The organism is Dactylosporangium sp. NPDC049742 (assembly GCF_040674675.1).
Classification (GTDB): domain Bacteria; phylum Actinomycetota; class Actinomycetes; order Mycobacteriales; family Micromonosporaceae; genus Dactylosporangium; species Dactylosporangium maewongense.
Window position 1 is genome coordinate 1 of record NZ_JBFANF010000097.1, and the last position, 20,837, is coordinate 20,837.

The 20,837-nt window shown below is 73.4% G+C and carries 21 protein-coding genes and 1 pseudogene; 10 read left to right on the forward strand and 12 right to left on the reverse strand.

Going from position 1 to position 20,837, the window contains the following annotated elements:
* Nucleotides 1-1,180, reverse strand: a pseudogene (locus AB0J72_RS54720) (hypothetical protein); the annotation flags it as partial.
* 257 nt (nucleotides 1,181-1,437) lie between these two features.
* Complete coding sequence (locus AB0J72_RS54725; protein WP_363415870.1) at nucleotides 1,438-1,938, reverse strand: MarR family transcriptional regulator; 501 nt, start codon at nucleotides 1,936-1,938, stop codon at nucleotides 1,438-1,440.
* Between the two features lie 47 nt (nucleotides 1,939-1,985).
* On the opposite strand from AB0J72_RS54725, the gene AB0J72_RS54730 reads away from it, so the two are divergent.
* Nucleotides 1,986-2,981 (forward strand): EamA family transporter, encoded by a 996-nt coding sequence (locus AB0J72_RS54730; RefSeq protein WP_363415873.1) that lies wholly within the window; start codon nucleotides 1,986-1,988, stop codon nucleotides 2,979-2,981.
* A 129-nt stretch (nucleotides 2,982-3,110) separates the two neighbouring features.
* Here the strand turns inward: AB0J72_RS54730 and AB0J72_RS54735 are convergent, their stop codons facing one another.
* Nucleotides 3,111-3,797 (reverse strand): TVP38/TMEM64 family protein, encoded by a 687-nt coding sequence (locus AB0J72_RS54735; protein WP_363415876.1) that lies wholly within the window; start codon nucleotides 3,795-3,797, stop codon nucleotides 3,111-3,113.
* A gap of 128 nt (nucleotides 3,798-3,925) precedes the next feature.
* On the opposite strand from AB0J72_RS54735, the gene AB0J72_RS54740 reads away from it, so the two are divergent.
* The gene (locus tag AB0J72_RS54740; protein WP_363415879.1) at nucleotides 3,926-4,246 is read left to right on the forward strand and encodes a hypothetical protein; all 321 of its coding nucleotides are present in this window, start codon (nucleotides 3,926-3,928) and stop codon (nucleotides 4,244-4,246) included.
* A gap of 117 nt (nucleotides 4,247-4,363) precedes the next feature.
* Here AB0J72_RS54740 and AB0J72_RS54745 read toward each other — a convergent pair whose 3' ends face one another.
* A complete protein-coding gene (locus AB0J72_RS54745) occupies nucleotides 4,364-4,498 on the reverse strand; it encodes a hypothetical protein (RefSeq protein WP_363415882.1) in 135 nt (44 codons plus the stop codon).
* A gap of 291 nt (nucleotides 4,499-4,789) precedes the next feature.
* Here AB0J72_RS54745 and AB0J72_RS54750 point away from each other — a divergent pair, with 291 nt between their 5' ends.
* Nucleotides 4,790-6,373: a hypothetical protein gene (locus tag AB0J72_RS54750; RefSeq protein WP_363415885.1), complete on the forward strand. Its 1,584-nt coding sequence runs from the start codon at nucleotides 4,790-4,792 to the stop codon at nucleotides 6,371-6,373.
* 82 nt (nucleotides 6,374-6,455) lie between these two features.
* Here AB0J72_RS54750 and AB0J72_RS54755 read toward each other — a convergent pair whose 3' ends face one another.
* From AB0J72_RS54755 to AB0J72_RS54765, 3 genes are read right to left on the reverse strand one after another with little or no spacing between them, the layout of a single operon-like run.
* A complete protein-coding gene (locus AB0J72_RS54755; RefSeq protein WP_363415888.1) occupies nucleotides 6,456-7,016 on the reverse strand; it encodes a TetR/AcrR family transcriptional regulator in 561 nt (186 codons plus the stop codon).
* Entirely contained in the window at nucleotides 7,016-7,885 is an 870-nt protein-coding gene (locus tag AB0J72_RS54760) for an SAM-dependent methyltransferase (protein ID WP_363415891.1), read from the reverse strand. Before AB0J72_RS54760 ends, AB0J72_RS54755 begins: the two co-directional genes overlap by 1 nt.
* Nucleotides 7,886-7,889: 4 nt before the next feature.
* Nucleotides 7,890-8,978: an ROK family transcriptional regulator gene (locus tag AB0J72_RS54765; RefSeq protein WP_363415894.1), complete on the reverse strand. Its 1,089-nt coding sequence runs from the start codon at nucleotides 8,976-8,978 to the stop codon at nucleotides 7,890-7,892.
* A 41-nt stretch (nucleotides 8,979-9,019) separates the two neighbouring features.
* Between AB0J72_RS54765 and AB0J72_RS54770 the strand changes: the two genes are divergently transcribed.
* Both AB0J72_RS54770 and AB0J72_RS54775 read left to right on the forward strand, forming a co-directional pair.
* Nucleotides 9,020-10,261, forward strand: a complete 1,242-nt coding sequence (locus tag AB0J72_RS54770; protein ID WP_363415897.1) for an MFS transporter — start codon at nucleotides 9,020-9,022, stop codon at nucleotides 10,259-10,261.
* An 83-nt stretch (nucleotides 10,262-10,344) separates the two neighbouring features.
* Nucleotides 10,345-10,863, forward strand: a complete 519-nt coding sequence (locus AB0J72_RS54775) for a hypothetical protein (protein WP_363415900.1) — start codon at nucleotides 10,345-10,347, stop codon at nucleotides 10,861-10,863.
* A 55-nt stretch (nucleotides 10,864-10,918) separates the two neighbouring features.
* Here AB0J72_RS54775 and AB0J72_RS54780 read toward each other — a convergent pair whose 3' ends face one another.
* Nucleotides 10,919-11,329 (reverse strand): DUF6069 family protein, encoded by a 411-nt coding sequence (locus AB0J72_RS54780; RefSeq protein WP_363415903.1) that lies wholly within the window; start codon nucleotides 11,327-11,329, stop codon nucleotides 10,919-10,921.
* 90 nt (nucleotides 11,330-11,419) lie between these two features.
* Entirely contained in the window at nucleotides 11,420-13,636 is a 2,217-nt protein-coding gene (locus tag AB0J72_RS54785) for a PAS domain S-box protein (RefSeq protein WP_363415906.1), read from the reverse strand.
* A gap of 163 nt (nucleotides 13,637-13,799) precedes the next feature.
* Here AB0J72_RS54785 and AB0J72_RS54790 point away from each other — a divergent pair, with 163 nt between their 5' ends.
* Together AB0J72_RS54790 and AB0J72_RS54795 are read left to right on the forward strand one after the other, a co-directional pair.
* The gene (locus AB0J72_RS54790; protein WP_363415909.1) at nucleotides 13,800-14,582 is read left to right on the forward strand and encodes an SAM-dependent methyltransferase; all 783 of its coding nucleotides are present in this window, start codon (nucleotides 13,800-13,802) and stop codon (nucleotides 14,580-14,582) included.
* Nucleotides 14,579-15,538: an RNA polymerase subunit sigma-70 gene (locus AB0J72_RS54795; protein WP_363415912.1), complete on the forward strand. Its 960-nt coding sequence runs from the start codon at nucleotides 14,579-14,581 to the stop codon at nucleotides 15,536-15,538. Before AB0J72_RS54790 ends, AB0J72_RS54795 begins: the two co-directional genes overlap by 4 nt.
* A gap of 18 nt (nucleotides 15,539-15,556) precedes the next feature.
* Here the strand turns inward: AB0J72_RS54795 and AB0J72_RS54800 are convergent, their stop codons facing one another.
* Nucleotides 15,557-16,147: a helix-turn-helix domain-containing protein gene (locus AB0J72_RS54800; RefSeq protein WP_363415915.1), complete on the reverse strand. Its 591-nt coding sequence runs from the start codon at nucleotides 16,145-16,147 to the stop codon at nucleotides 15,557-15,559.
* Nucleotides 16,148-16,210: 63 nt separating this feature from the next.
* Here AB0J72_RS54800 and AB0J72_RS54805 point away from each other — a divergent pair, with 63 nt between their 5' ends.
* Complete coding sequence (locus AB0J72_RS54805) at nucleotides 16,211-17,167, forward strand: hypothetical protein (protein WP_363415917.1); 957 nt, start codon at nucleotides 16,211-16,213, stop codon at nucleotides 17,165-17,167.
* On the opposite strand, the gene AB0J72_RS54810 is transcribed toward AB0J72_RS54805, so the two are convergent.
* On the reverse strand, nucleotides 17,145-18,797 hold the full coding sequence (locus AB0J72_RS54810) for a trypsin-like peptidase domain-containing protein (RefSeq protein WP_363415920.1): 1,653 nt from the start codon (nucleotides 18,795-18,797) through the stop codon (nucleotides 17,145-17,147). The genes AB0J72_RS54805 and AB0J72_RS54810 overlap by 23 nt on opposite strands.
* A 92-nt stretch (nucleotides 18,798-18,889) precedes the next feature.
* Between AB0J72_RS54810 and tsaA the strand changes: the two genes are divergently transcribed.
* A complete protein-coding gene (gene tsaA, locus AB0J72_RS54815; protein WP_363415923.1) occupies nucleotides 18,890-19,300 on the forward strand; it encodes a tRNA (N6-threonylcarbamoyladenosine(37)-N6)-methyltransferase TrmO in 411 nt (136 codons plus the stop codon).
* Nucleotides 19,290-19,964, forward strand: a complete 675-nt coding sequence (locus AB0J72_RS54820) for an SMI1/KNR4 family protein (protein ID WP_363415927.1) — start codon at nucleotides 19,290-19,292, stop codon at nucleotides 19,962-19,964. The genes tsaA and AB0J72_RS54820 overlap by 11 nt, the downstream gene beginning before the upstream one ends.
* Here the strand turns inward: AB0J72_RS54820 and AB0J72_RS54825 are convergent.
* Nucleotides 19,945-20,832 (reverse strand): CPBP family intramembrane glutamic endopeptidase, encoded by an 888-nt coding sequence (locus tag AB0J72_RS54825; RefSeq protein ID WP_363415929.1) that lies wholly within the window; start codon nucleotides 20,830-20,832, stop codon nucleotides 19,945-19,947. The genes AB0J72_RS54820 and AB0J72_RS54825 overlap by 20 nt on opposite strands.
* Nucleotides 20,833-20,837: the final 5 nt, after the last annotated feature.

Sequence of the window (20,837 nt, forward strand, 5' to 3'; positions counted from 1 at the left end):
CTTCACGCTGACCGCCGAGCACGCCGTCGCGAAGGTCCGCGAGCACCGGCCCGACGTGGTCATCCTCTGCTCGCCCAACAACCCGACCGGCACCGGCGCCGGCCAGGACGTGCCCCAGCAGCAGCCCCAGTCCGAATCCTGCGGGTGCGGCGGCCAGCAGCGGCACCAGGTGCTGCCCGGCGGCCAGCCGCAGCGTCCGCCGGCGGGTGCTGCCGCGCAGCTTCAGCAGGGCGACGTCGCCGCGCCGGTCGCCGCTGGTGTGACGGCCGGCGAGCCCGAGCGCGAACCAGCACAGGATCACCGCCTGCAGGACGCCGGTGAGCACGCCGCGGCGGATCGCGGCCCGGTCGGCGGCGATGCGGGCGAGCAGGTCCTGCGTCGGCGCGACCAGGTAGTAGCCGCCGGAGCGCAGGGTGTATTCGGCCTGCCGCAGCCGCTCGTCGAGGCCGCCGCCGGCGAGCGCCTGCGCCGGGACGGTCGTCGTGTAGTCGAACGTCGGGCCGGCGAACCGGCTGCTGGCGAACGTGTCGGCGGCGACGAAGAACGGGTCGGCGGCGACGGACCGGTCGCGGCGGAAGAGCGGGTTGGCCCAGTAGAGGCCGGCGGGGTCGGTGAGCTCGTAGCGGCCGACGACGCGCAGTCGCTCCTGCGGCGCGCCGGGCTGGGCGCTCAGCAGCACCGTGTCGCCGATGCGGAGGTTGTACGCCACGGCGGTGGCACCGCTGACGACGGTCTCGCCGGCCGCCTGCGGGCAGCTGCCCTCGACGCGCATGTGCTCGCACGCGCCGTCGCGGTATGCGGCGACGACGCTCGCCCCGCCGCTGCCGTATGACATGGACACGGCGATGCCGAGGACCGGCGCGGCGTCGCGGATGGTCAGGAGCCGCTCCACGCCGGCGCGGAACGTGGTGAGCGCGACGGTCGCGTCGCCGTCCGTGTCGCTCTGCCTGCGCACCGACAGCATGCGCTGGGTGGCGGGCGCGACGGCGACGTCGGCGGCGACGGCGCGGCGCTCGGCGGCGGCCGCATACCAGGGCCCGGCGGCCGCGGCGGTGCCGAGCAGGACCGCGAGCGCGAACACGGTCCACGCCTGCGCGGTGCGCGCCCGCAGCGCGCCCAGCACCAACCGGAGCACGGCACCCTCCTCGACCCGGCGCCCGGAGCCTACGTCCCCAGGCACGAATGAACCTACGTGCCGGGTACGACAGAAAACCACGCGCCGCGGAGCGGCAGAAGACCACGAGCCGCGGAACGGCAGAAACACCAGGTGCCTGGTGAGACGGAAAACGACGGTGGGCCCCGGCGTCGTGTGCCGGGACCCACCGTTCGTGGCGCCGCTCGCCTCCGCAGTCGATAGGGCAGTACGGAGACTGAGGGCTTGTACTGTCTTGGTTGCCGGTCCGCGACGCGCTCAAACATCGCGTCCTTAATGGACGGTCAGCCCTCCTCGGCGGCGGCGAGAAGCTCGCGCAGCAGCGCGGAGAGCTGCCGGCGGCGCGGCTCGGGCAGCCGCTCGAAGACCTCCCGCTGCTCGGCCAGGCCGGCGGCGACCGCCTCGTCGACGAGCACCCGCCCGGCGCCGGTCAGCGTGACGACGAGGCCGCGACGGTCGGCGGGGTCGGGCGAGCGGGCGACGAGCCCGGCCCGCTCGAGGCGGTCGAGGCGGCCGGTCATCCCGCCCGAGGTCAGCATGAGCGACGAGGTCAGCACCTTCGGCGACAGCTGGAACGGCTCGCCCGACCGGCGCAGCGTCGCGAGCACGTCGAACTCGCCGCGGTTGAGGCCGAGCGCTCCGTACACCCGCTCCTGCCGGTCACCGACGATCTTCGCCAGGCGGTACACGCGACCGAACGCCGCCATCGCCTCGGTCTCCAGCTCCGGTCGCTCGCGGGCCCACTGCTCCACGATCCGGTCGACGTCGTCTGCCACGTCCACCATCCTCGCACATCTTGCTTCTAAGTAGCTTACTGCTAAGCTACTTAGTCATGAGGAACCTTGCCGCGACGACCGCCATCGCCCCCGCGCTGTGGGGCACCACCTACCTCGTCACCACGGAGTTCCTGCCCGACGGCCGTCCGCTGCTCGCCGGGACGCTGCGCGCCCTGCCCGCCGGCCTGCTGCTGGTCGGGGCCGCGGCCACCGCCGCCGGGCGCCGCGGCCTGCCGTCCGGCGCCTGGTGGTGGCGCGCGGCGGTGCTCGGGTTCCTGAACATCGGCCTGTTCTTCGCCCTGCTGTTCGTCGCCGCCTACCGGCTGCCCGGCGGGATCGCGGCCGTGCTCGGCGCGCTCGGCCCGTTCGTCGTGGCGGCGCTCGCGTTCGGGCTGCTCGGCCAGCGCCCCGCGGTGCGCGTCCTGCTCGCCGGCGCCGCGGGCGTGGCCGGCGTGGGGCTGCTGGTGCTGCGCTCCGACGCCGCCCTCGACCCGATCGGCCTGGCCGCCGCGGCCGCCGGCATGGTGTCGATGTCCCTGGGCACGGTGCTGGGCCGCCGCTGGGGCACCCCGCCCGGGCTGCCGGACCGCCGCACGGCGCTGCTGGCGCTGACCGGCTGGCAGCTGACCGTCGGCGGCGTCCTGCTCGCCCCGGTGATGCTCGTCGTCGAGGGGTTTCCGCCGGTACTGACGTGGACCAACGCGGCCGGCTTCGGCTACCTCTCGCTGGTCGGCACCGCGGGCGCCTACTTCCTGTGGTTCCGTGGCGTGACGTCCCTCGCGCCCGCCAGGGTCACGCTGCTCGGCCTGCTCAGCCCGGTCGTCGCGGCGGTGGTCGGCTGGCTCGCGCTGGACCAGTCGCTCTCCCCCGGCCAGCTGCTCGGCGCCGTCGCCGTCCTCGCCGCCGTCGTCGTGGGCACCCGCTCGGCGTCCTCCTCCGGTGCGGCCGCCACCCCGACCGGTCCGGACAGCTCGCCGGCGAGCCCCGCCACGCCCGTCACCCGCACCGATCGGGCGGCGCTCGGGCAGCGACGATCGCTGATGTACCGGTAGCCTGGCCCCTCCGATGGGTTCGAGCCGTGTGTACGGGGGGATCGTGTCCGAGGAAGTTTGGCGCGCCTGGGCGGGGCGGGCGCTGACCGGCCGGCCCTCACCCGCGATGCCTCGCGGCGGCGCCGGCGCTCAGGCCTGGCCGTGTGACTCCACCGGCGTCCGGTCGCCGTCCCGGCCGGCGCGACGGCGGCGGTGGCGTTCGGCGGCGATCCCGCCGACGGTGAGCACCAGCAGCGTCGCGAGGGCCGCCCACATCGGCCAGTGGCCCGGCTGCGACCCGTAGGCGCCGACGGTGACGTACGCCGTGGTCGCCGGCAGGATGCCGACCAGGGTGCCGAGGACGAAGTCGCGCAGCCGCACCGACGTCAGCCCGGCGACGTAGTTGACGGCCGTGAACGGCACGACCGGGATCAGCCTGGCGACCACGATCGTCCGCAGCCCGTTGCCGGCCAGCAGGTTGTCGAGGCGGTCGATGCGGCCGCCGGTCAGCCACCGCACGGAGTCGCGGCCCAGCAGCCGCCCGAGGTAGAACGCCGCCACCGCCCCGAGCATCGCGCCGCTGACGACGACCGCGACCCCGGCGGGCACCCCGAAGAGCGCCCCGGCCGCCAGCGTGAAGACCGTCTTCGGCAACGGCGAGAGCGACACCACGGCGTACAACAGGCTGAACGCGACCGGCGCCCACCATCCGAGCCCGAGGACGTCCTCCCGCAGCCGCTGCTGGTCGGGCACCCCGATGAGGACCGCCGCCGCCACCACCAACGCCACCAGCAGGACGAGCCCGGCGACGTGCAGCAGCCCAGCACGAACGGTCATGATCCCATCATGCCGTCACCCGCCGGTCCCCGCGCTCCGGCGCCTGTCACAGCCGTGGCTCTCGTCAGGCAGGCGGCTCTCGTCGTCCGCACACGACTGGCCACCGCGCCTTCGCCCCCACAAGTGCCGTGGGTGCGTTCGACCTGTGGTCAGGAATCGGCACCACCGCCGCCACCCCCACCAAAGCCCTGCTCACGCTCACCCGCCTCGTTGCCGCCGCCATTGTCGTCCCCACCATCACCCGCCGCCTGAGGTCGCCAGCGGCAAGGTCGGAGTGCCTGACCCTGCCAACTCACGACATCCACATTCGCGACCAGGCTCACCGCCTCCGGCCGATGCGCATTGCTTCAGGCGATGCATGCGGCTACGCGATGCGGCCGATCAAGGCGGTGAGCTCTCACCCTACTCAGGTCACGTTGACACAATTCAATCAATGCCAACCTTGCTGACGGTAACGCGCCAGCCGAGCGCCTTCAGCAAACAGGGCTGATCACGGCAATGATGCATGACGATCTCAGACCCGTTCGCCGCAGGAACGCTCGGCACCTCTCAGTCGGGATCAGTGCTTAGATTCGGAACAGTCGCCGCAACAGTCGCCGTGCGCGCCGGCGCTGGCCGGCATCGGGGGACAACAGATAGATCCCCATCAGGGTGACGAGCAGGGTTGTCGCCAGCAGTGCCGATGCGGTCAGACCGGTCATGGCGATGGTATCCTTCCGGACTTGACGGGAGCCCGCCATGGGTGACTACGGCGCACCTCGAAGCAAGGCCACCGAACGCTCCAGTACTGGCGGGTTGGCCCACTCGAGCGCGAGCCGAGCGCAACCTTGCCTGCATGAAATCAGGGCGTTTCCGACATTGAGGCGAGCCCTGCCTAGGACTTCCAAACGCTTCCACTCAACGTTCGTTCATTGACGGCCGTGGACAATGTTGGACACTTCTGTGGTTGAGGATTTACATTCCTTGACAGCCGAGGCAAGGTCGACAGCACCATGGTCGAACCCGCTGTCCCCGCCGCAGGTTCCGGAGCCGATGCGGACGATCCCCTCAACGTGCTGCGGCGAGAGCTCGGCGCGCTGCATCTACACGCCGGAAATCCCAGCCTTCGCCGGATAGCCAACAAGATCGGCGCCGGCGTGATCAGCCACACCACGATCGGTGCTGTGCTGCGGTGCTCGAAAGTACCCGGGTGGGGCCAGCTCGAACTTGTGGTGGAATGCCTCGGTGGCGACGTAGAGATGTTCCGTGGTTGGTGGAAAGCCGCAGTGGTCGTTGGGCGGACGGGGGCACCGGCAACCGGCACCGGCACGGATGGAATCAGTGCCGGTGGTTTGGTCGACGATCTACCCGTTGAAGGCCGCGCATTCCCCACGACAGCCTTCCCGACCTCCGTCGACGGCACGGGTTGGATCCCAGCGGTGGCATCCCCCGTGGACGAGCAGGCGCTGGCCGACGCTGATCGCCTTGACCTGATTTCAGCGCAAGAGACCCGGACGCATCCACGACGAGACGGCACGCAACAGGAGGCCGATCAACTACGGGCAAGCGTCATGGAGCTTCGCCTGCAGAACAGCGCTTTGCGAGCTGAAGTGGAAAATCGGGAGCGGCGGATCGGGCAGTTGCTGGAGGTGGTCCATGAACATTGGCCCGTCGACGGCATTTGTCTCACCGGCCACGGTGGCGCGGTCTGGTCAGTGGCGTTCTCGCCCGACGGTCAACTGCTGGCCAGCGGCAGCGACGATGGCACGGTGCGGTTGTGGGATCCAGCGACCGGCGCGCCGACTGGACGACCGCTCATCGGCCACGACGACGAGGTCGGGTCGGTGGTGTTTTCCCGTGACGGGCGGCTCCTGGCCTCCGCTGGCTTCGACGGTTCGATGCGGCTGTGGAATCCGACCACAGGTGCTCCGGTCGGCCGGCCGCTGGTCGGCCACGATGGTGCAGTGTGGTCGGTGGTCTTCTCGCCGGATGGGCAACAGTTGGCCTCCGCCGGCTATGACGGCTCTGTGCGTTTGTGGGACCCGGCAACAGGTGCTCAGGTCGGGCAGCCACTGATCGGGCACCACGGCGCGGTCGGGTCAGTGGGGTTCTCTCCAGATGGCCGGCTGCTGGCCTCCGGCGGTTTCGACGGCAAGGTGCGGCTGTGGGATCCAGTCACCGGCAGTCCGGCTGGCCGGCCGCTGATCGGTCACGACGGCGCGGTGAGGTCGGTGGTGTTCTCGCCGAACGGACGACTACTGGCCTCCGGCGGCTTTGACGGCAAGGTGCGACTGTGGATGCCAGATACCAGCACTGCGATCACGCGGCCGTTGATCGGCCATCACTACACAGTCATGTCGGTGGTGTTCTCGCCGAACGGGCGGCTGTTGGCCTCTGGCGGCCTGGACAGCAGAGTCCGGTTCTGGGATTCGGGCTCTGGAGCCCAGTTGGCACAACCGGTCTCAGGTCATAGCGGTCCGGTCAGGTCAGTGGTGTTTTCCCCAGATGGGCGGCTCCTGGCCAGCGGTAGTGACGACCAGAGTGTCCGACTGCGGTCGGCCCGCCATCTGGGAGTCGAGCCGAGATTCATCGGATGACCCGCACGCTGTCAGGCGGAACATCATCGTCGCCGAGATGGAACTTCTGTCGGACCGCACAGGCCGGCGCGTGCGGCCGGGGTCAGTGCGTTGCTGGGAGGACGGTGCGGAGGAGGCGTTCGGCGGTGGCGGCCAGGGCGGCGTGGTCGAGGGTGTCGTCGAGGACGGTCTGCAGCAGGAGGCCCTGGTAGATGGCGATGAAGATCCTGACGACCGATTCGGCGTCGAGGTCCGGCGGCAGCGCGGTGCCGGCGAGGAGGCGGGCGGGTCGGTCGACGCCGGAGCGGACGAGGTCGCGGATGCGGTCGGAGCGGACGGTCTCGGCCCAGACCTGCAGGGAGAGGCGGAGGGCGGCGTGTGTGGCGGGGTCGCCGAGGTCGCGGAGCAGGTCGGTGTACGCGGCGACCGGGTCGTCCTCGCGGAGGCGGCGTTCGCGCTGCTCGTGGCGTTCGGTGACGATGGCGGCGATCATGTCGTCCTTGCTGGTGAAGTACCGGTAGACCAGGCCGGCGCTCACGCCCGACTCGCGGACGATGTCCTGAACGGAGGTGCGGTGGAAGCCTTCGCGGGCGAAGCAGGCGGCGGCCGCGTCGAGGATCTGCCGGCGGCGGGCGGCGAAGTGGGCGTCGTCGACCTTCGGCATCAGCCGGCCACCAGCGCGCGGGCGACGCGGTAGAACTCGGCGGTCGGCTCGGCCGCCTGGCGGGGCGCGGGCAGCAGCAGCGCCGCCGCCGCGCGGGTCGACAGGTCCTCCTCGAGCCGGAGCCCGCGCGCGGCCAGGTAGGCGGGGACGGCGGCGGGGTCGAGGCCGAACGTCCAGGGCTCACCCTGGCGGCGCACCGCGGCGTGCCACTCGGCGGCGCCCGGGAACTGTGCGGTGCCGTCCAGGACGCCGCGGTCGACGTACGTGAAGATGACGGTGCTGCCGGCGGGGCACAGCGTGGCGAGGGCCCGCAGGGTCGCGTCGACGGCCTCGGCGGACAGGTAGTTGGTGACGCCCTCCCAGATCACCACGGTGCGCTTCGACGGGTCGAGGCCGGCGGCGCGCAGGACCGTGGCGAGGTCGTCGGTGATGAGGTCCGCCGGGGCGAACACGACACCCGGCCGGGCGTGGCGGCCGAGGCGGCGCCGCTTCGTGGCCTGGGTCGCGGGGTGGTCGACCTCGAACCACGTGGCGCCACCGGGGAGGCGGTGGGCGCGGCTGTCGAACCCGGCGCCGAGGAGCACGACCTGGTGGGCGCCGCCGGACAGGGCGGCCGCCAGCCAGCGGTCGATGAGCGCGGTGCGGACCACCGCCGAGGCGCGCGGGCCGCCGGACCAGCGCCGGTCGATGTAGCGCACCAGCGCCGCGTGGACCCCCGGCAGGCGGCACAGCCCGACGACGGGACGGTGCCGCGGGGCGAGGAGTCGCCACGCGAGCGGGTCGTGGAACAGGCTCCCGCCCGGGCGCGCCGACTCCAGGGCCCGGAACCCGGCGACGTGCTCGGCGGTGCGGCTGCTGCGGTCGATCACACCGTCAGAATAATGAACGAACACCCATTTTTGAAGGGATGCCGTAGGCGGCGTCGAGGACCTGCATGGCCGCGCCGGCCGCGATGACGTCGGCGCCGAGGTCGGCGAGCGTGACCGAGACGTCCATCCAGTGGGAGACGGGGATCGCGTCGCACGTGGCGGCGCGGTACACCTCGGGAAACCGCAGCAGGTCGGCGCCGGCGAGCACAATGTGGCCGACGTCGGTGGTCTGCAGCAGGTTGACGATGCCCGCCGCCAGCACCCGCGCGGCGTCGGCCACGCGTCCGTCCGCGAAGGCCGTGTCGTGCAGGATCTCCAGGCAGCCCGACCGCCCGCAGACGCAGCGCGGCCCGTCGAGCTGGACGACGGTGTGCCCGAACTCGCCCGCGTTGGTGTGCGCGCCCCGGTAGGCGGCGCCGCCGAGCCACAGGCCCGCGCCGACGCCGGACTCGACCATGATCAGCGCGCCGTCGCGGAACGCGGGTCCGCGCCGCCACGCCTCGGCGGTGACGCCGGCCGTGACGTCCTTGTCCAGGTGGACGGGCAGCCCGAGCGCCTCCTGCGCGAGCCGGCGCAGCGGCACGTCGTGCCAGTGCCGCAGCCGGTGCGCGCCGCGGACGATGCCGGCGGCGTGGTCGAGCGGCCCGACCATCCCGATGCCGACCCCGACCAGATCCTGCCTGGCCGGCATGGAGGACCGGAGCGCGTCCAGGAGCCGGCCCGGCGTGAAGTCCGGGGGCAGCGGCACGACCCGCGAGGCGAGGACCGTGCCGGCGAGGTCGGTCAGCACGGTGCGCAGCGTGGTGCGGGCGACGTGCACGCCGACCGCGTGGCGGCTGCCGGGCACGAGCCGGTAGATGCTGGCCGGCTTGCCGACGCCCTGCCGGCGGACCCCGCACACCTCGACGAGGCCCTGCTCGGCGAGCCGGCCGAGGACCTTCGACACGGCCTGCGGGGTCAGCCCGGTCGCCTCGGCGACGCCGGCCCGGTCGAACTCGGACCGCGTCCGCGCGAGCGCGACGACGAGCGACTCGTTGTAGTCCCGCAGGTGCTCCAGATGCACGCGATTGGGTGTCGCGCCGGGCGTGTCCATCACCACAGTCTATTACGCAACAGCGTTGCTAAACTGCCCGCATGGACCACCTCACCGCGTCCCGGCGCTGGACGGCGCTGCTCGCCCTCGCGCTCGGCGGCTTCGCCATCGGGCTCACCGAGTTCGTCGCGATGGGGCTCCTGCCGGACATCGCCCGCAACCTCCTGCCGTCGCTCTATGCGCAGTCCAGCGCGAAGGCCGTCGCGCACGGCGGTTGGATGATCACCGTGTACGCCCTGGGCGTGGTCGTCGGCGCGCCCACCATCGCGGCGCTGACCGCGCGTGTGCCGCGCAAGCGGCTCGTCGTGGGGCTCCTGGCGCTGTTCGCGGCCGGGACGGTCGCCTCGGCGCTCGCCCCGACGTTCGAGCTGGTGCTGGCCGCCCGGTTCGTCGCGGCCCTGCCCCACGGCGCCTACTTCGGCGCCGCCGGCCTGCTCGCCGCCGCCATCATGGGACCGGGCAACCAGGCGAAGGGCTTCGCGGTCGTCCTCGGCGGCCTCACCGCGGCCAACCTCGTCGGCGTCCCCGCCATCACCAGGCTCGGCCAGACGGCGAGCTGGCGCACCGCGTACATGGTGATCGCCCTCATGTTCGTGCTGACGCTGCTCGCGGTCCTCGCCACCGTGCCCGCGGTCGCCGCCGCCGTCGACGGGTCGCCGCGCGCCGAGCTGGCCGCGTTCCGGGCGCCGCAGGTGTGGCTCGTCGCCGCGGTCGCGGCGCTGGGCTTCGCCGGCTTCTTCGCCATCGACAGCTACATCGCCCCCGTGACCACCCACGTCGCCGGCCTGCCCACCGGCACCGTCCCGTGGGTCCTCGTCGCCGTCGGCCTCGGCATGACCGTCGGCAACGCCGCCGGCGGCTACTTCTCCGACCGCGACCTGCGCCGCAGCATCCTCGGCGGGTTCGTCATGTTCATCGCCGCGATGGTGGTCTTCGCCCTGGTCGCCGGCTCCACCGCGGGCCTGTTCCTCGGCGCCTTCCTCATCGGCGCCGCCGGCCTCTTCCTCGGCCCGGCGATGCAGTCGCGGCTGATCAGCGTCGCCCCCACCGCCCAGCTGATGGGCGCCGCGGTCAACCAGTCCGCCATGAACATCGCCAACAGCCTCGGCGCCGCCCTCGGCGGCCTCGTCATCGCCCGCGGCTGGGGCTACCTCGCCCCGGCCTGGGTGGGCATCGCCCTGGGCGTGGTCGGCCTGGGCCTGGCCACGGTCAGCTTCCTGGTCGAGGACCGCACCACCCGCCGCTCCGTCCCCGCTCCGGAGCCCGCCCTGACCGCCCGCTGATCCGCCTGCCGCCGACCGGGCATCGGCGGCGGTGAGATCCTGCGCACTCCCGCGGATCCACGGCCGACCGGTACGATCTGAACGTGTTCAAAAACGTGCGGGGCGGCTCGATACTGCTGGCCGGGCTGGTCGGGTCGGTGGTGCTGCGCGGGGCGCTGTGGGTGCTCTCGGTGTCCGCCGTGGGGCCGTTGCTGGGGCCGGTCGGCGTCCTCGCCGGCGAGGCGGTCGGGCGCGCCGCCGGGACGGTGGTCTGGGCCGGCGACCTCGTGGCGTCGGTGCTGTGTGCCGTCGCGACGGGCGTCGCCTGTTACGGGCTGCACGGCGACCGGGCGTGGGCGTTCCGGCTGGGGCGGGGACTGGCGTGGTTCTACGTCGCCGTCAACGTGATCGCCGCCACGGCCTGCGGTGCGCTGATGCCGGGGTGGGGGCAGCTCGCGGTGCCGTTCGCGCTGTACGCCGTGTCGTCGCTGGTCGCCGTCGCCGCGCTCCGCCGGCTGGGGGCGGAGCGTGGCTCCGCGACGGTCGTCGGGATCGCCGCCCTGCGCCGGACGGCCGCCACAAGCGTCGAAGCCCGCCGCGCCGCCGCCGCGGCGGGGCACTGAAAGGCCCGCCGCGCGGCCACGGCTCCGGTGGGGCGTCGACACCCCGCGCGGACGGTCACGCCGCGGAGAGGCGGCGGGCGATGGCGGGGATGACGATGGCGGCGGCGACGAGGTGGGTGAGCATCAGCAGGGCCTTCGTGGCCGTCGTGGCGTCGGCGATGACGTCCGGGACCAGCGACAGCACGGTGAGCGCGACGGTGGTGCGGACGAAGGTGCGGCGCGGGTGGCGGGCCTTGTACGACAGGACGACCGCGAGGACCACGCCGACCAGCGAGAACACCGCGGTGAGGGTGGCGAACCCGGGCACGGGGATCGGGGCGCCGCCGACGTTCAGGCTGATGCCCGCGGCGCTGCCGGCGGCGGCGACGGCCGAGGTGGCGGCGCTGGCCACGGCGGTGGCGGCGAGGCCGGTGACGACGAGGGCGGTGGTGGTGCGGGGGCGGGCGGTGGTGAACGTCGCGGACATGATGACCTCCGGTCTGCGGACCGGCCCGGTGCCGGTTCCTGACCACAGGTCGAACGGCACCCGCCCCACATCGACAGGCCGGCCGAAAATCTATGGGGTGAGTTGTCCGGCGACGGCGGCGAGGAGGTCGGCGCCGGTGAAGGGCTTCTCGACCAGGTGGACGCCGGGGTCGAGGATGCCGTTGCTGGTGAGGACGGGCTGGGCGTAGCCGGACATGAACAGCACCCTGGTCTCGGGGCGCTGCCGGTGGAGGCGTTCGGCGAGGACGCGGCCGAGCATGCCGGGCATGACGACGTCGCTGAGCAGGAGATGGATGGGGCCGTCGTGGGCGGCGGCGACCTCGAGCGCGTCGGCGCCGTCGGAGGCGGCGAGCACGGTGTACCCGCCGCGGCCGAGGATACGGGTGGTCACCTCGCGCAGCGCCTCCTCGTCCTCGGCGACGAGCACCGTCTGGCCCTGGCCGGCGGGGCTGCCGGAGCAGGGCTGCTCGCCGGTGTCGAGCGGCTCGGCGTCGCTGGCGGGCAGCAGGATGGTGATGGTCGTGCCGAGGCCGGGTTCGGAGTACAGGCGGACGGTGCCGCCGGCCTGCACGACGATCCCGTAGACGGTGGCCAGGCCCAGGCCGGTCCCGGCGCCGCTGGGCTTGGTCGTGAAGAAGGGCTCGAACGCCTTGTCCTGCACGTCGCGGGGCATGCCGGTGCCGGTGTCGGAGACGCGGAGCCGCACGTACAGGCCGGGCTTGAAGCCGTCGCGGGTCAGCGAGTGATCGCCGTCGACGGTGACGGTGCCGGTGTCGATGGTGAGCCGGCCGCCCTCGGGCATGGCGTCGCGGGCGTTGACGGCGAGGTTGACCAGGACCTGCTCCAGCTGGCCGGGGTCGGCGACGACGGCCGGGAGGTGGTCGGACAGGGCGGTGCCGAGCTCGATGTGCTCGCCGATGGAGCGGGTCAGCATCTGCTCGATCTCGGCGATGACCCGGTTGACGTCCAGCGGCACCGGCCGGATCACCTCCCGCCGGGCGAAGGCCAGCAGCTGGTGGGTGAGATCGCTGCCGCGCTGGCCGGCCCGCAGGATCTGCTTCGCGTCCTCCTCGAACGGGGTGCCGGCGCCGTCCTCGACGATGAACTCGGCGTAGTTGAGGATGACGGCGAGCAGGTTGTTGAAGTCGTGCGCGACGCCGCCGGCGAGCTGGCCGAGGCTTTCCAGGCGCTGGGTGCGCTGCAGGCGGACCTCGTCCATCTGCCGGTCGGCCTCGGCCCGGAGGCGCTCCTGCTCGGCCCGGGCGCCGATCTGCTCGGTGACGTCGCGGATGCCGGCGAGCGTGATGATGCCCTCGTCGGTGGGCAGGACGCTGCGGGTGATGTCGACGGGCACGAGGGTGCCGTCGCGGCGGCGGGCGACCGGACCGGCCCAGCCGTCGGCGCGCTCCCCCTCCGGCAGCAGGCGGGCGACGGGCACGTCGAGCATGTCGTAGCGGGGCTGGCCGAACAGCCGCTCCGCCTGGGTGTTGACCAGGGCGACCCGGTCGCGCTCGTCGACGCCGATGAGCGCGTCGGGGCCCGCGTCGATGACCGCCTGCATCTGGGCCTCGGCGCGTTCGCGCTCGCTGATGTCGCGGGTGGTGGTGGTGACGCCGATGGTGCGGCCGTCCGCCGCCTCGAGGGGCGACACGAGCATCGACACGGTGAAGACCGAGCCGTCGGCGCGCAGCCGCAGCGTCCGGTACGGGTCGACGCGCCCTCCGGCGGCGACGATCGAGCGGATCTCGGCCTCGTCGGCCCGGCGCGCCGGCGGGATGATGAGGTCCTTCGACCGGCCGAGCATCTGCCCGGCGGTGTAGCCGTAGAGCCGCTCGGCGCCCGGGTTCCAGGACAGGATGATGCCGTCGAGGTTGGTGGAGACGATTGCGTCGTGCGACGACTGGACGATCGAGGCGAGCAGCGACCGGGCCCGGTCCACGCCGGTCGCGGCGCTGAGATCGTGCAGGACGGCGAAGATGTGGCCCTCGACGACGGAGAGGACGACCTCGGCCGAGAACTGGGTGCCGTCGCGGCGGACCGCCCGCAGCGGCTGCCCCTGGCGGCGGTCGGGTTGGACGGTCCCGAGGTACGCGCGGAGCCGCTCGGTCATGGTCGGCGTGGCGGGCGGCACGAGCACGTCGACGGAGGCGCCGACCAGGTCGTCGGTGCCGAACATCGCCCGGGCTGCGGCGTTGGCGAACACGATCCAGCCGTCGCCGTCGGCCACCACGATCGCGTCGGGCGCCACTTCGAGCAGGCCGCTGGCGAGCGTTTCCGTCCATCGCACCTGACCGCCCCCGCACCTCCGCCTATCCACTCAGAGTAAGGTGATCAAAACATGCAGTAGGCGAGTTTCGGAAAGCGGCGGCGTGAGCAAGCTCGCGAGCGAATCCTGTCGCAGGCTGGCTCATGCTGACGCCTGGAGCGCAGCGGAAGGTGGCAGTGGCAGCATGAGCGTTGACCCGAACCGGCCGAGCGCCGCCCGCATCTACGATCACTTCCTCGGTGGGACGCACAACTTCGCCGTCGACCGGGAGGTCGCCGAGCGGGCGTACGCGCTGGTCCCGGACCTGCCGCAGGTCGCGCGGGACAACCGGGCGTTCCTGCGCCGGGTGGTGCGGCTGGCCGCGGCCCGCGGGGTCCGGCAGTTCGTCGACATCGGCTCCGGCATCCCGACCGAGGGCAACGTGCACGAGGCCGCCCGCGCCGCCGACCCCGGCGCCCGGGTCGTCTACGTCGACGCCGACCCGACCGCGGTGATCCACTCCCGGCAGATCCTCGGCGACGACCCGCTGACCGTCGTGCTGCAGGCCGACCTGCACCAGGCCGGCCGGATCCTCGACGACCCGGCGGTGCGGGCGCTGGTCGACTTCGGCGAGCCGGTCTGCCTATTGTTGGTCGCGATGCTGCACTTCATCCCGGACTCGGCCGACCTGCACGCGGCGCTGCGCCGCTACCGGGACGCCGCCGCGCCGGGCAGCCTCCTCGCGATCACGCACGGCACCGCCGGGTCGCGCACCGACCGGCTCGAGGCCCTCGCCGACCTGTACGTGCGGACCGGCACACCGCTGGTGCTGCGCGACCGCGCCGCGATCCTCGCCCTGTTCGAGGGCTGGGAGCTGGTCGAGCCCGGCCTGGTCCACCTGCCGGCGTGGCGTCCCGACCCGGGCGACCCGCCGCTCGCGGACCCGGAGGCGTACGCCGGCCTCGGCGCCGTCGGCGTCCGGACGTGATCACCGGCCACATCACGGGCGCGGACCTCGACGCGCACCGGGTGGAGCTCACCGGGTACTGCTACCGCATGCTGGGCTCGCCCTTCGACGCGGAGGACGCGGTGCAGGAGACCATGCTGCGGGCCTGGCGCGCCGCCGGCCGGTTCGACGAGCGGCGGGCCACCCTGCGGACGTGGCTGTACTCGATCGCCACCAACGTGTGCCTGGACGTGCTGCGCGCCGCCGGCCGCCGCGCGCTCGCCGCCGACCTGGCGCCCGCGGCCGTGCCCGGCTCCGGGTTCGGGGCGCCACTGCCGGAGTCCGCGTTCGTCTCCCCCATCCCGGACGCCGGGGTGCTGCCCGCCGCCGACCCCGCCGAGCTCGCCGTGCGGCGCGAGACGATCCGGCTCGCGTTCGTGGCGGCCCTGCAGGTCCTGCCGCCGAAGCAGCGCGCGGTGCTCATCCTGCGCGACGTCCTGGCCTGGTCCGCGGCGGAGGTCGCGACGTTGCTGGACTCGACGGTGCCGGCGGTCAACAGCGCCCTGCAGCGCGCGCGGGCCGCGCTGCCGTCCGTCCCGCACCAGCGGCAGCCGGCGGGGCAGCTGGATCAGCAGCTGCTGGACCGGTACGTGCACGCGTTCACCAACCACGACGTCGACACGCTCGTGTCGCTGCTGCACGAGGACGCGACGATGTCGATGCCGCCGTTCTCGTGGTGGCTGTCGGGCCGGGACGCGATCGCGGCGACGATGCGCGCCTCCGACGCGTGCCGCGGCGACGTGCTGATCCAGGTGCGGGCCAACGGCGGGCCGGCGTTCGGCCAGTACCGGGACGGCCGCCCCTTCGCCCTGCTGCTGCTCACCGGCGGCCCGCTGATCACGTCGTCGGTCGCGTTCCTCGGCCGCGCCGACCTGTTCCCGCTCTTCGACCTGCCGGCCGGCGCCGTCGCCTCCGCCGCGCCGCGGCAACGGCGCTAGCCAAGCGCTGCGGGCCGCTCACGCCAGCTTCGACAGAGCCTCGTAGGCGGTCTCCGCCTCGGCCCGCACCTCGGCGCGCACCGCCTCAGGGTCGGCGCCGGCCCGGATCCGGTCGCGGATCTGGGCGTGCAGGGCCCGGTCGACGCCGGCGAGCACGGCCGCCCGCCACCGCGATCCGCCCAGCGCCCCATTCAGCGCCTCAGCCAGGGCCTCCTCCGCCAGCTGCGCCAGCAACCGCGCCCGGGCCTGCAGCGCCGGCGAGTCCTCGACGACCTGCCAGAACGCCCCCGCGTCCGGCGACAGGCCGAGCGTCGGCTCGCCCCGGTCGAGCTCCTCCAGGAACAGCCGCCGGACGGCGCCGACCGGCGACTCGTGCGGGGCGCGGTCCCGCACCGCCGCCGCCAACCGCTGCACGACCTGCTCCTGCCGGTCGAAGAAGAGGTCCTCCTTGGTCGGGAAGTAGTTGAAGGCGGTGTTCACCGACACGCGGGCCGCCTCGGCCACCTCCGCGACCGTCACCCGGTCGAACCCTCTGGCCAGGAACAACGCGAGGGCCGCGTCCGCGATCGCGGTCCTGGTCGCCGCCTTCTTCTCCGCCCGCAACACCATGACCGGAATTCTAGCGTCACTTAAAATTTGGTGTGACACCAATTTTCGCCGTACGGTGGCGGCATGTTGAACTTCGGGATCTACCCGGGCGGCCTCGGCGCCGACATGGACGGCGTCGTCACCCCCGGCCCGCCGGAGGACGCGGCGCGCATCGACGAGCGGCTCGACGAGCTGCGCCCGCACCTCGTCCGCGGCTACGTGCACTACAGCGACGCTCTCGGCGGCCACCAGGAGGCGCCACCGCACCCCGCCCGGCACGCGACCGGCGGGCGGCGGCTCGACCTGGTCGCCTGCTTCCGCGAGCCCGGCGACGACCTCGGCGGCTGGCTGGCGTTCCTGCGCGGGCTGATCCGCGCGCACGGCGACGTCCTCGCGACGCTGCAGGTCGGCGAGGAGGCCAACCACGACGGCCCTGGCGGCGACGGCGGGTCCCCGCACGTGCGGCGGGCGGTGGTGGAGGGCGTCCTCGCCGCCCGCGACGAGGTGGACCGGCTCGGGCTCGACGTGCTGGTCGGCTGCAACTCCACGCCGGTCTTCGACCCCGCGCAGGAGTTCTGGACCGGCCTGGGGCGGCTCGGCGGCGGCGAGTTCCGCGACGCGCTCGGCTACGTCGGCCTGGACTTCTTTCCTGACGTGTTCCGCCCTGTACCGGCAGACGCCTTCACCGGCGCGGTGACGGCCGTGTTGCGGGGGTTCCGGGACGCCAGCCTCGCCGCCGCGGGCATCCCGGCCACGGTCCCGGTGCACGTGACGGAGCACGGCTGGCCGACGGGCGCCGGCCGGTCGTACGAGCGCCAGGCCGACGTGCTGGAGAGCGTGGTGCGAACCGTGGAGGGGCTGGCCGTTCCGCTGAACATCACGACATACGAGCACTTCTCGCTGCGCGACGCGGACTCGGCCAACCCCTCCACGATGTTCCAGTTCGGGCTCGTGCGCTCGGACTACACGCCGAAGCCCGCCTTCGAGCGGTTCCGGGCGCTGATCGCCGGGCGGACGGTCACGGCGACTCGCCCAGGGTGACGGTGAGCTGCTGCTCGGCGCCGTCGCGCTTGACGGTCATCTTGAGCTGATCGCCGGCCTTGGCGGCCTGGATGGCGTTGATGAGGTCGGTCGCGTCCTTGATCTGCGTGCTGCCGATCTTCGTCACGATGTCGCCGGTCTTCATGCCGGCCTTGTCCGCCGGGCCGGCGGCCACGACGCCACCGATCAGGGCGCCGCCGTCGCCGTCGCCGAGCTGCACGCCGAGGTAAGGGTGGCTGACCTTCCCGCCCTTCGCGAGCTGGTCGGCGGCGGAGCGGGCCCGGTTGGCGGAGATCGCGAAGCCGACGCCGATGTTGCCGTTGCTGTTCTCGCCGGCGGTGAGGATCGCGGTGTTGATGCCGACGACCTCGCCGGCCAGGTTCACCAGCGCGCCGCCGGAGTTGCCGGGGTTGATCGCCGCGTCGGTCTGGATCGCGTCGGCGATCGACCGCGCGCCCTGCTCGCCCGAGCTGATCGTGCGGTGCAGCGCGCTGACGATGCCGGCGGTCACCGACCCCTGCAGGCCGAGCGGGCTGCCGACGGCGAGGACGGTGTCGCCGACCCGGAGGGCGTCGCTGTCGCCGAACTTCGCGGCCGTCAGGCCCGACACGTTCTGCGCCTTGATGACCGCGATGTCGCCGGCCGGGTCCGTGCCGACGACGGTGGCGGTCGCGGTCTTGCCCGTGCTGAACGTGACCGTCAGCTTGGTCGCCCCGGCCACCACGTGGTTGTTGGTGATGATGGTGCCGTCGGTGCTCATGATGACGCCGGACCCCTCGCCCTCACCGGTCGTGATGTCCACGACGCTGGGCAGGACCGCTTCAGCGACGGCACCGACGGAGCCGCGCTCGAGGTTGGGGGCGGCGTTGCGGGTGATGACGGTGGTCGGCGCGGCACTGTCGCCGGCGAACTTGGTCGCGACCAGCCCCCCGCCGAACGCCGACACGACCGCGATGACCACGCCCGCCACGATCAGGCCGGCCACCCGTCCCCCGCGCACCGGCTGCTGCGGCCCGTACGCGGGCTGCCCCGAGGCGGGGTGACCGGACACCGGGTAGCCCGAGACCGGGTAGCCGGAGACCGGCTGGCTGCCGTACCCGGCATGGCCGTTGTGGGGCTGCTGGCCGGGCGCGGTGACCGCGGGGAACGTCGCCGTGGCCGAGCCGATCCCGGGCGCCCCGGCGGCCGGGAACGCGCCCGTCTGCTGCGCCGGCCACGCCTGCGCGCCCGGCGCCGGGTGACCCGGCAGCGGTGTCGTGTGCGCTCCGGCGGCGTACTGCGGGTGCACCGGCAGCGGCGTCGTGTGCGCTCCGGTGGCGGGCTGCGGGTGGCCCGGCAGCGGTGTCGTGTGTGCCCCCGCGGCGGGCTGGCCGACCGACGGCGGGAACGGACCCGCCGGCGCCTGCCCGGGCGCCCCGGTGCGCTGCTCGCCCCCGACCGGCCTGGCCCAGATCGGCTCGGGCGACGCCTGCGAAGACCCGGCAGGAGGCGACGACAGCGGCTCAGGAGCCCCGCCGGACGGCGGGAGATCGGAGGCGCCCGGAGATCCGTCCGCGCCCGGCGGCTGGCCGGGAGTCGCAGGGCGTGGTGCGGTGGGCGGTGCGCTCCACTGGCGGTCCTCGTCACTCATGATGTCCACCTTGCACACCACACCTCCGCCCAAACTGGACTTCGGCTGGGAACTCGCCGTGAGCCGTCCCCGCTCGTGTACGGTCGACCGCCATGACCGATTTCGCCGTCCACCCGATCGGCTGGGTGGAGTCGCCGTTGCACGACCGCGCCGACGCCCCGCGGCAGGGCGACGAGGGCGCCCCCGGCGCCTGGCTCCGCTTCACCGACGCCGCCGCGCCGGGCCTGCGGGACCTGACCCCCGGCGCCGAGATCCTCCTGCTCACCTGGCTCGACCGCGCCGACCGCACCACCCTCACCGTCCACCCGCGCGGCGACCTGACCCGCCCGGCGACCGGCGTCTTCAGCACCCGCTCCCCCGACCGCCCCAACCCGATCGGCCTGCACCGCGTCACGATCCTCGCCGTCGCCGGCACCCGCGTCCAGGTCGACGCCCTGGAGGCCCTCGACGGCACCCCGATCCTCGACGTCAAGCCGATCCTGGACCCGGTCGGTGACCGCTGACCCCGTCGACTGGCCGGGGGTCCGCGGCCGCGTGCTCGGGCTGACCCCGCCGGCCGGCGACGCCTGCCCGCTGCTCCAGCCGCCGCTGACCCCGGCCGAGCTGGCCGCGGTCCAGCACCAGCTCGGCGTCGAGCTGCCGGCGGACTACCGGCGGTTCCTGCTGCACGTCGGCCGCGGCGGCGCCGGACCCGACGGCGGGCTGCACCCGCTGGAGCACGACGCCGACGGCTGGTCGTGGCGCGTCCCCACGGACTGGGAACCGAACGACCTGACCACCCTGGCCGAGCCGTTCCCGCTGCGGGCGTCGGACTGGCGCACCGCGGAGGAGCTGATGGACGACTGCCCCGACTGGGACACGTTCAGCCCGCACAGCGGCTACGAGGAAGCGTCGCAGGCGTGGCACGACCGCCATGAGGCCACGATGTACAACCCCCGTCGCACCTACGGGGCGCTCAGCATCTCCAACGACGGCTCAGGAACGCTGCACTGGCTGATCGTCACCGGGCCGGAGCGCGGAAACATGTGGCTCGACCACCGGCTGGACGGCCGGGGCATGGCGCCGGCCTGGCTGCCGCACCACCGCCGGGTCACGTTCGGGCAGTGGTACCTGCGCTGGCTCGAGACGGTCGAAGCCGGGTCGAAGGCTACGCGCGCGCCGCGGTGAGCGGCGAAGGGGCGGGTGCCGCGGGGACCGGCCGGCGGGCGACGAACAGCAGGCCGAGCGCGGCGAACAGCACCGTCACCACGATCGAGCCGGCCACCGGGGAGAACCAGGCGTCGGCGTGGCCGGTGAACTTCAGGTGGCCGTCGACGAGCAGCGGGGTCGCGATCGCGTTGGTCATGCTGTGCAGGACGACGCCGGGCCAGATGGAGCCCGTCCGGACGCGCAGCTCCCCGTACACCAGGGCAGCGGCGGTCAGACCGGCGAACATCAGCGCGACGAAGAGCGGCATCGACAGGGACGTCACCAGGCGCATGTCGGCGTCCGAGGTCCACACCAGGTAGAGCGGCAGGTGCCAGGCGGCCCACACGACGCCGACGAGCAGGTGCGGGGTGGCCCGGCCGGGCAGGCCCAGCGCCATGGCGGTGCGGGTGCCGTACCCCCGGAAGATGAACTCCTCGATCGGGTTCTTCACCACCTGGACGGCGAGCACGGTCAGGAACGCGGCCAGGAGCGGATCGCCGCCGGTCAGCGACAGCGTCACCCCGCCGGCGGCGAGGCCGGCGCCGACCGTGACGAGGGTGACCACGGGGTAGAGCGCGGTCGCCGCGCCGAACCAGCGGGCCCGGTGCGGGAAGCGCAGCGTGAGGCCGAGGCCGCCGGCGCCGTCGCGGGAGGCGAAGTACAGCACGAGCGCCGTCACGACCGGGCCGAGGATGAACAGCAGCATGCCGGGCGTGCCGCCGCTGTCGCTGAACGCGGCCTCGTTGGTGAGCGGGGTCCCGCTCGCGCGGTCGGCGGCGACGCCGAGCCACCCGGCGCCGACCACGGCTGCGGCGAAGAGGACGAAGTTGAGCCGGACACGAGTCATGGGTC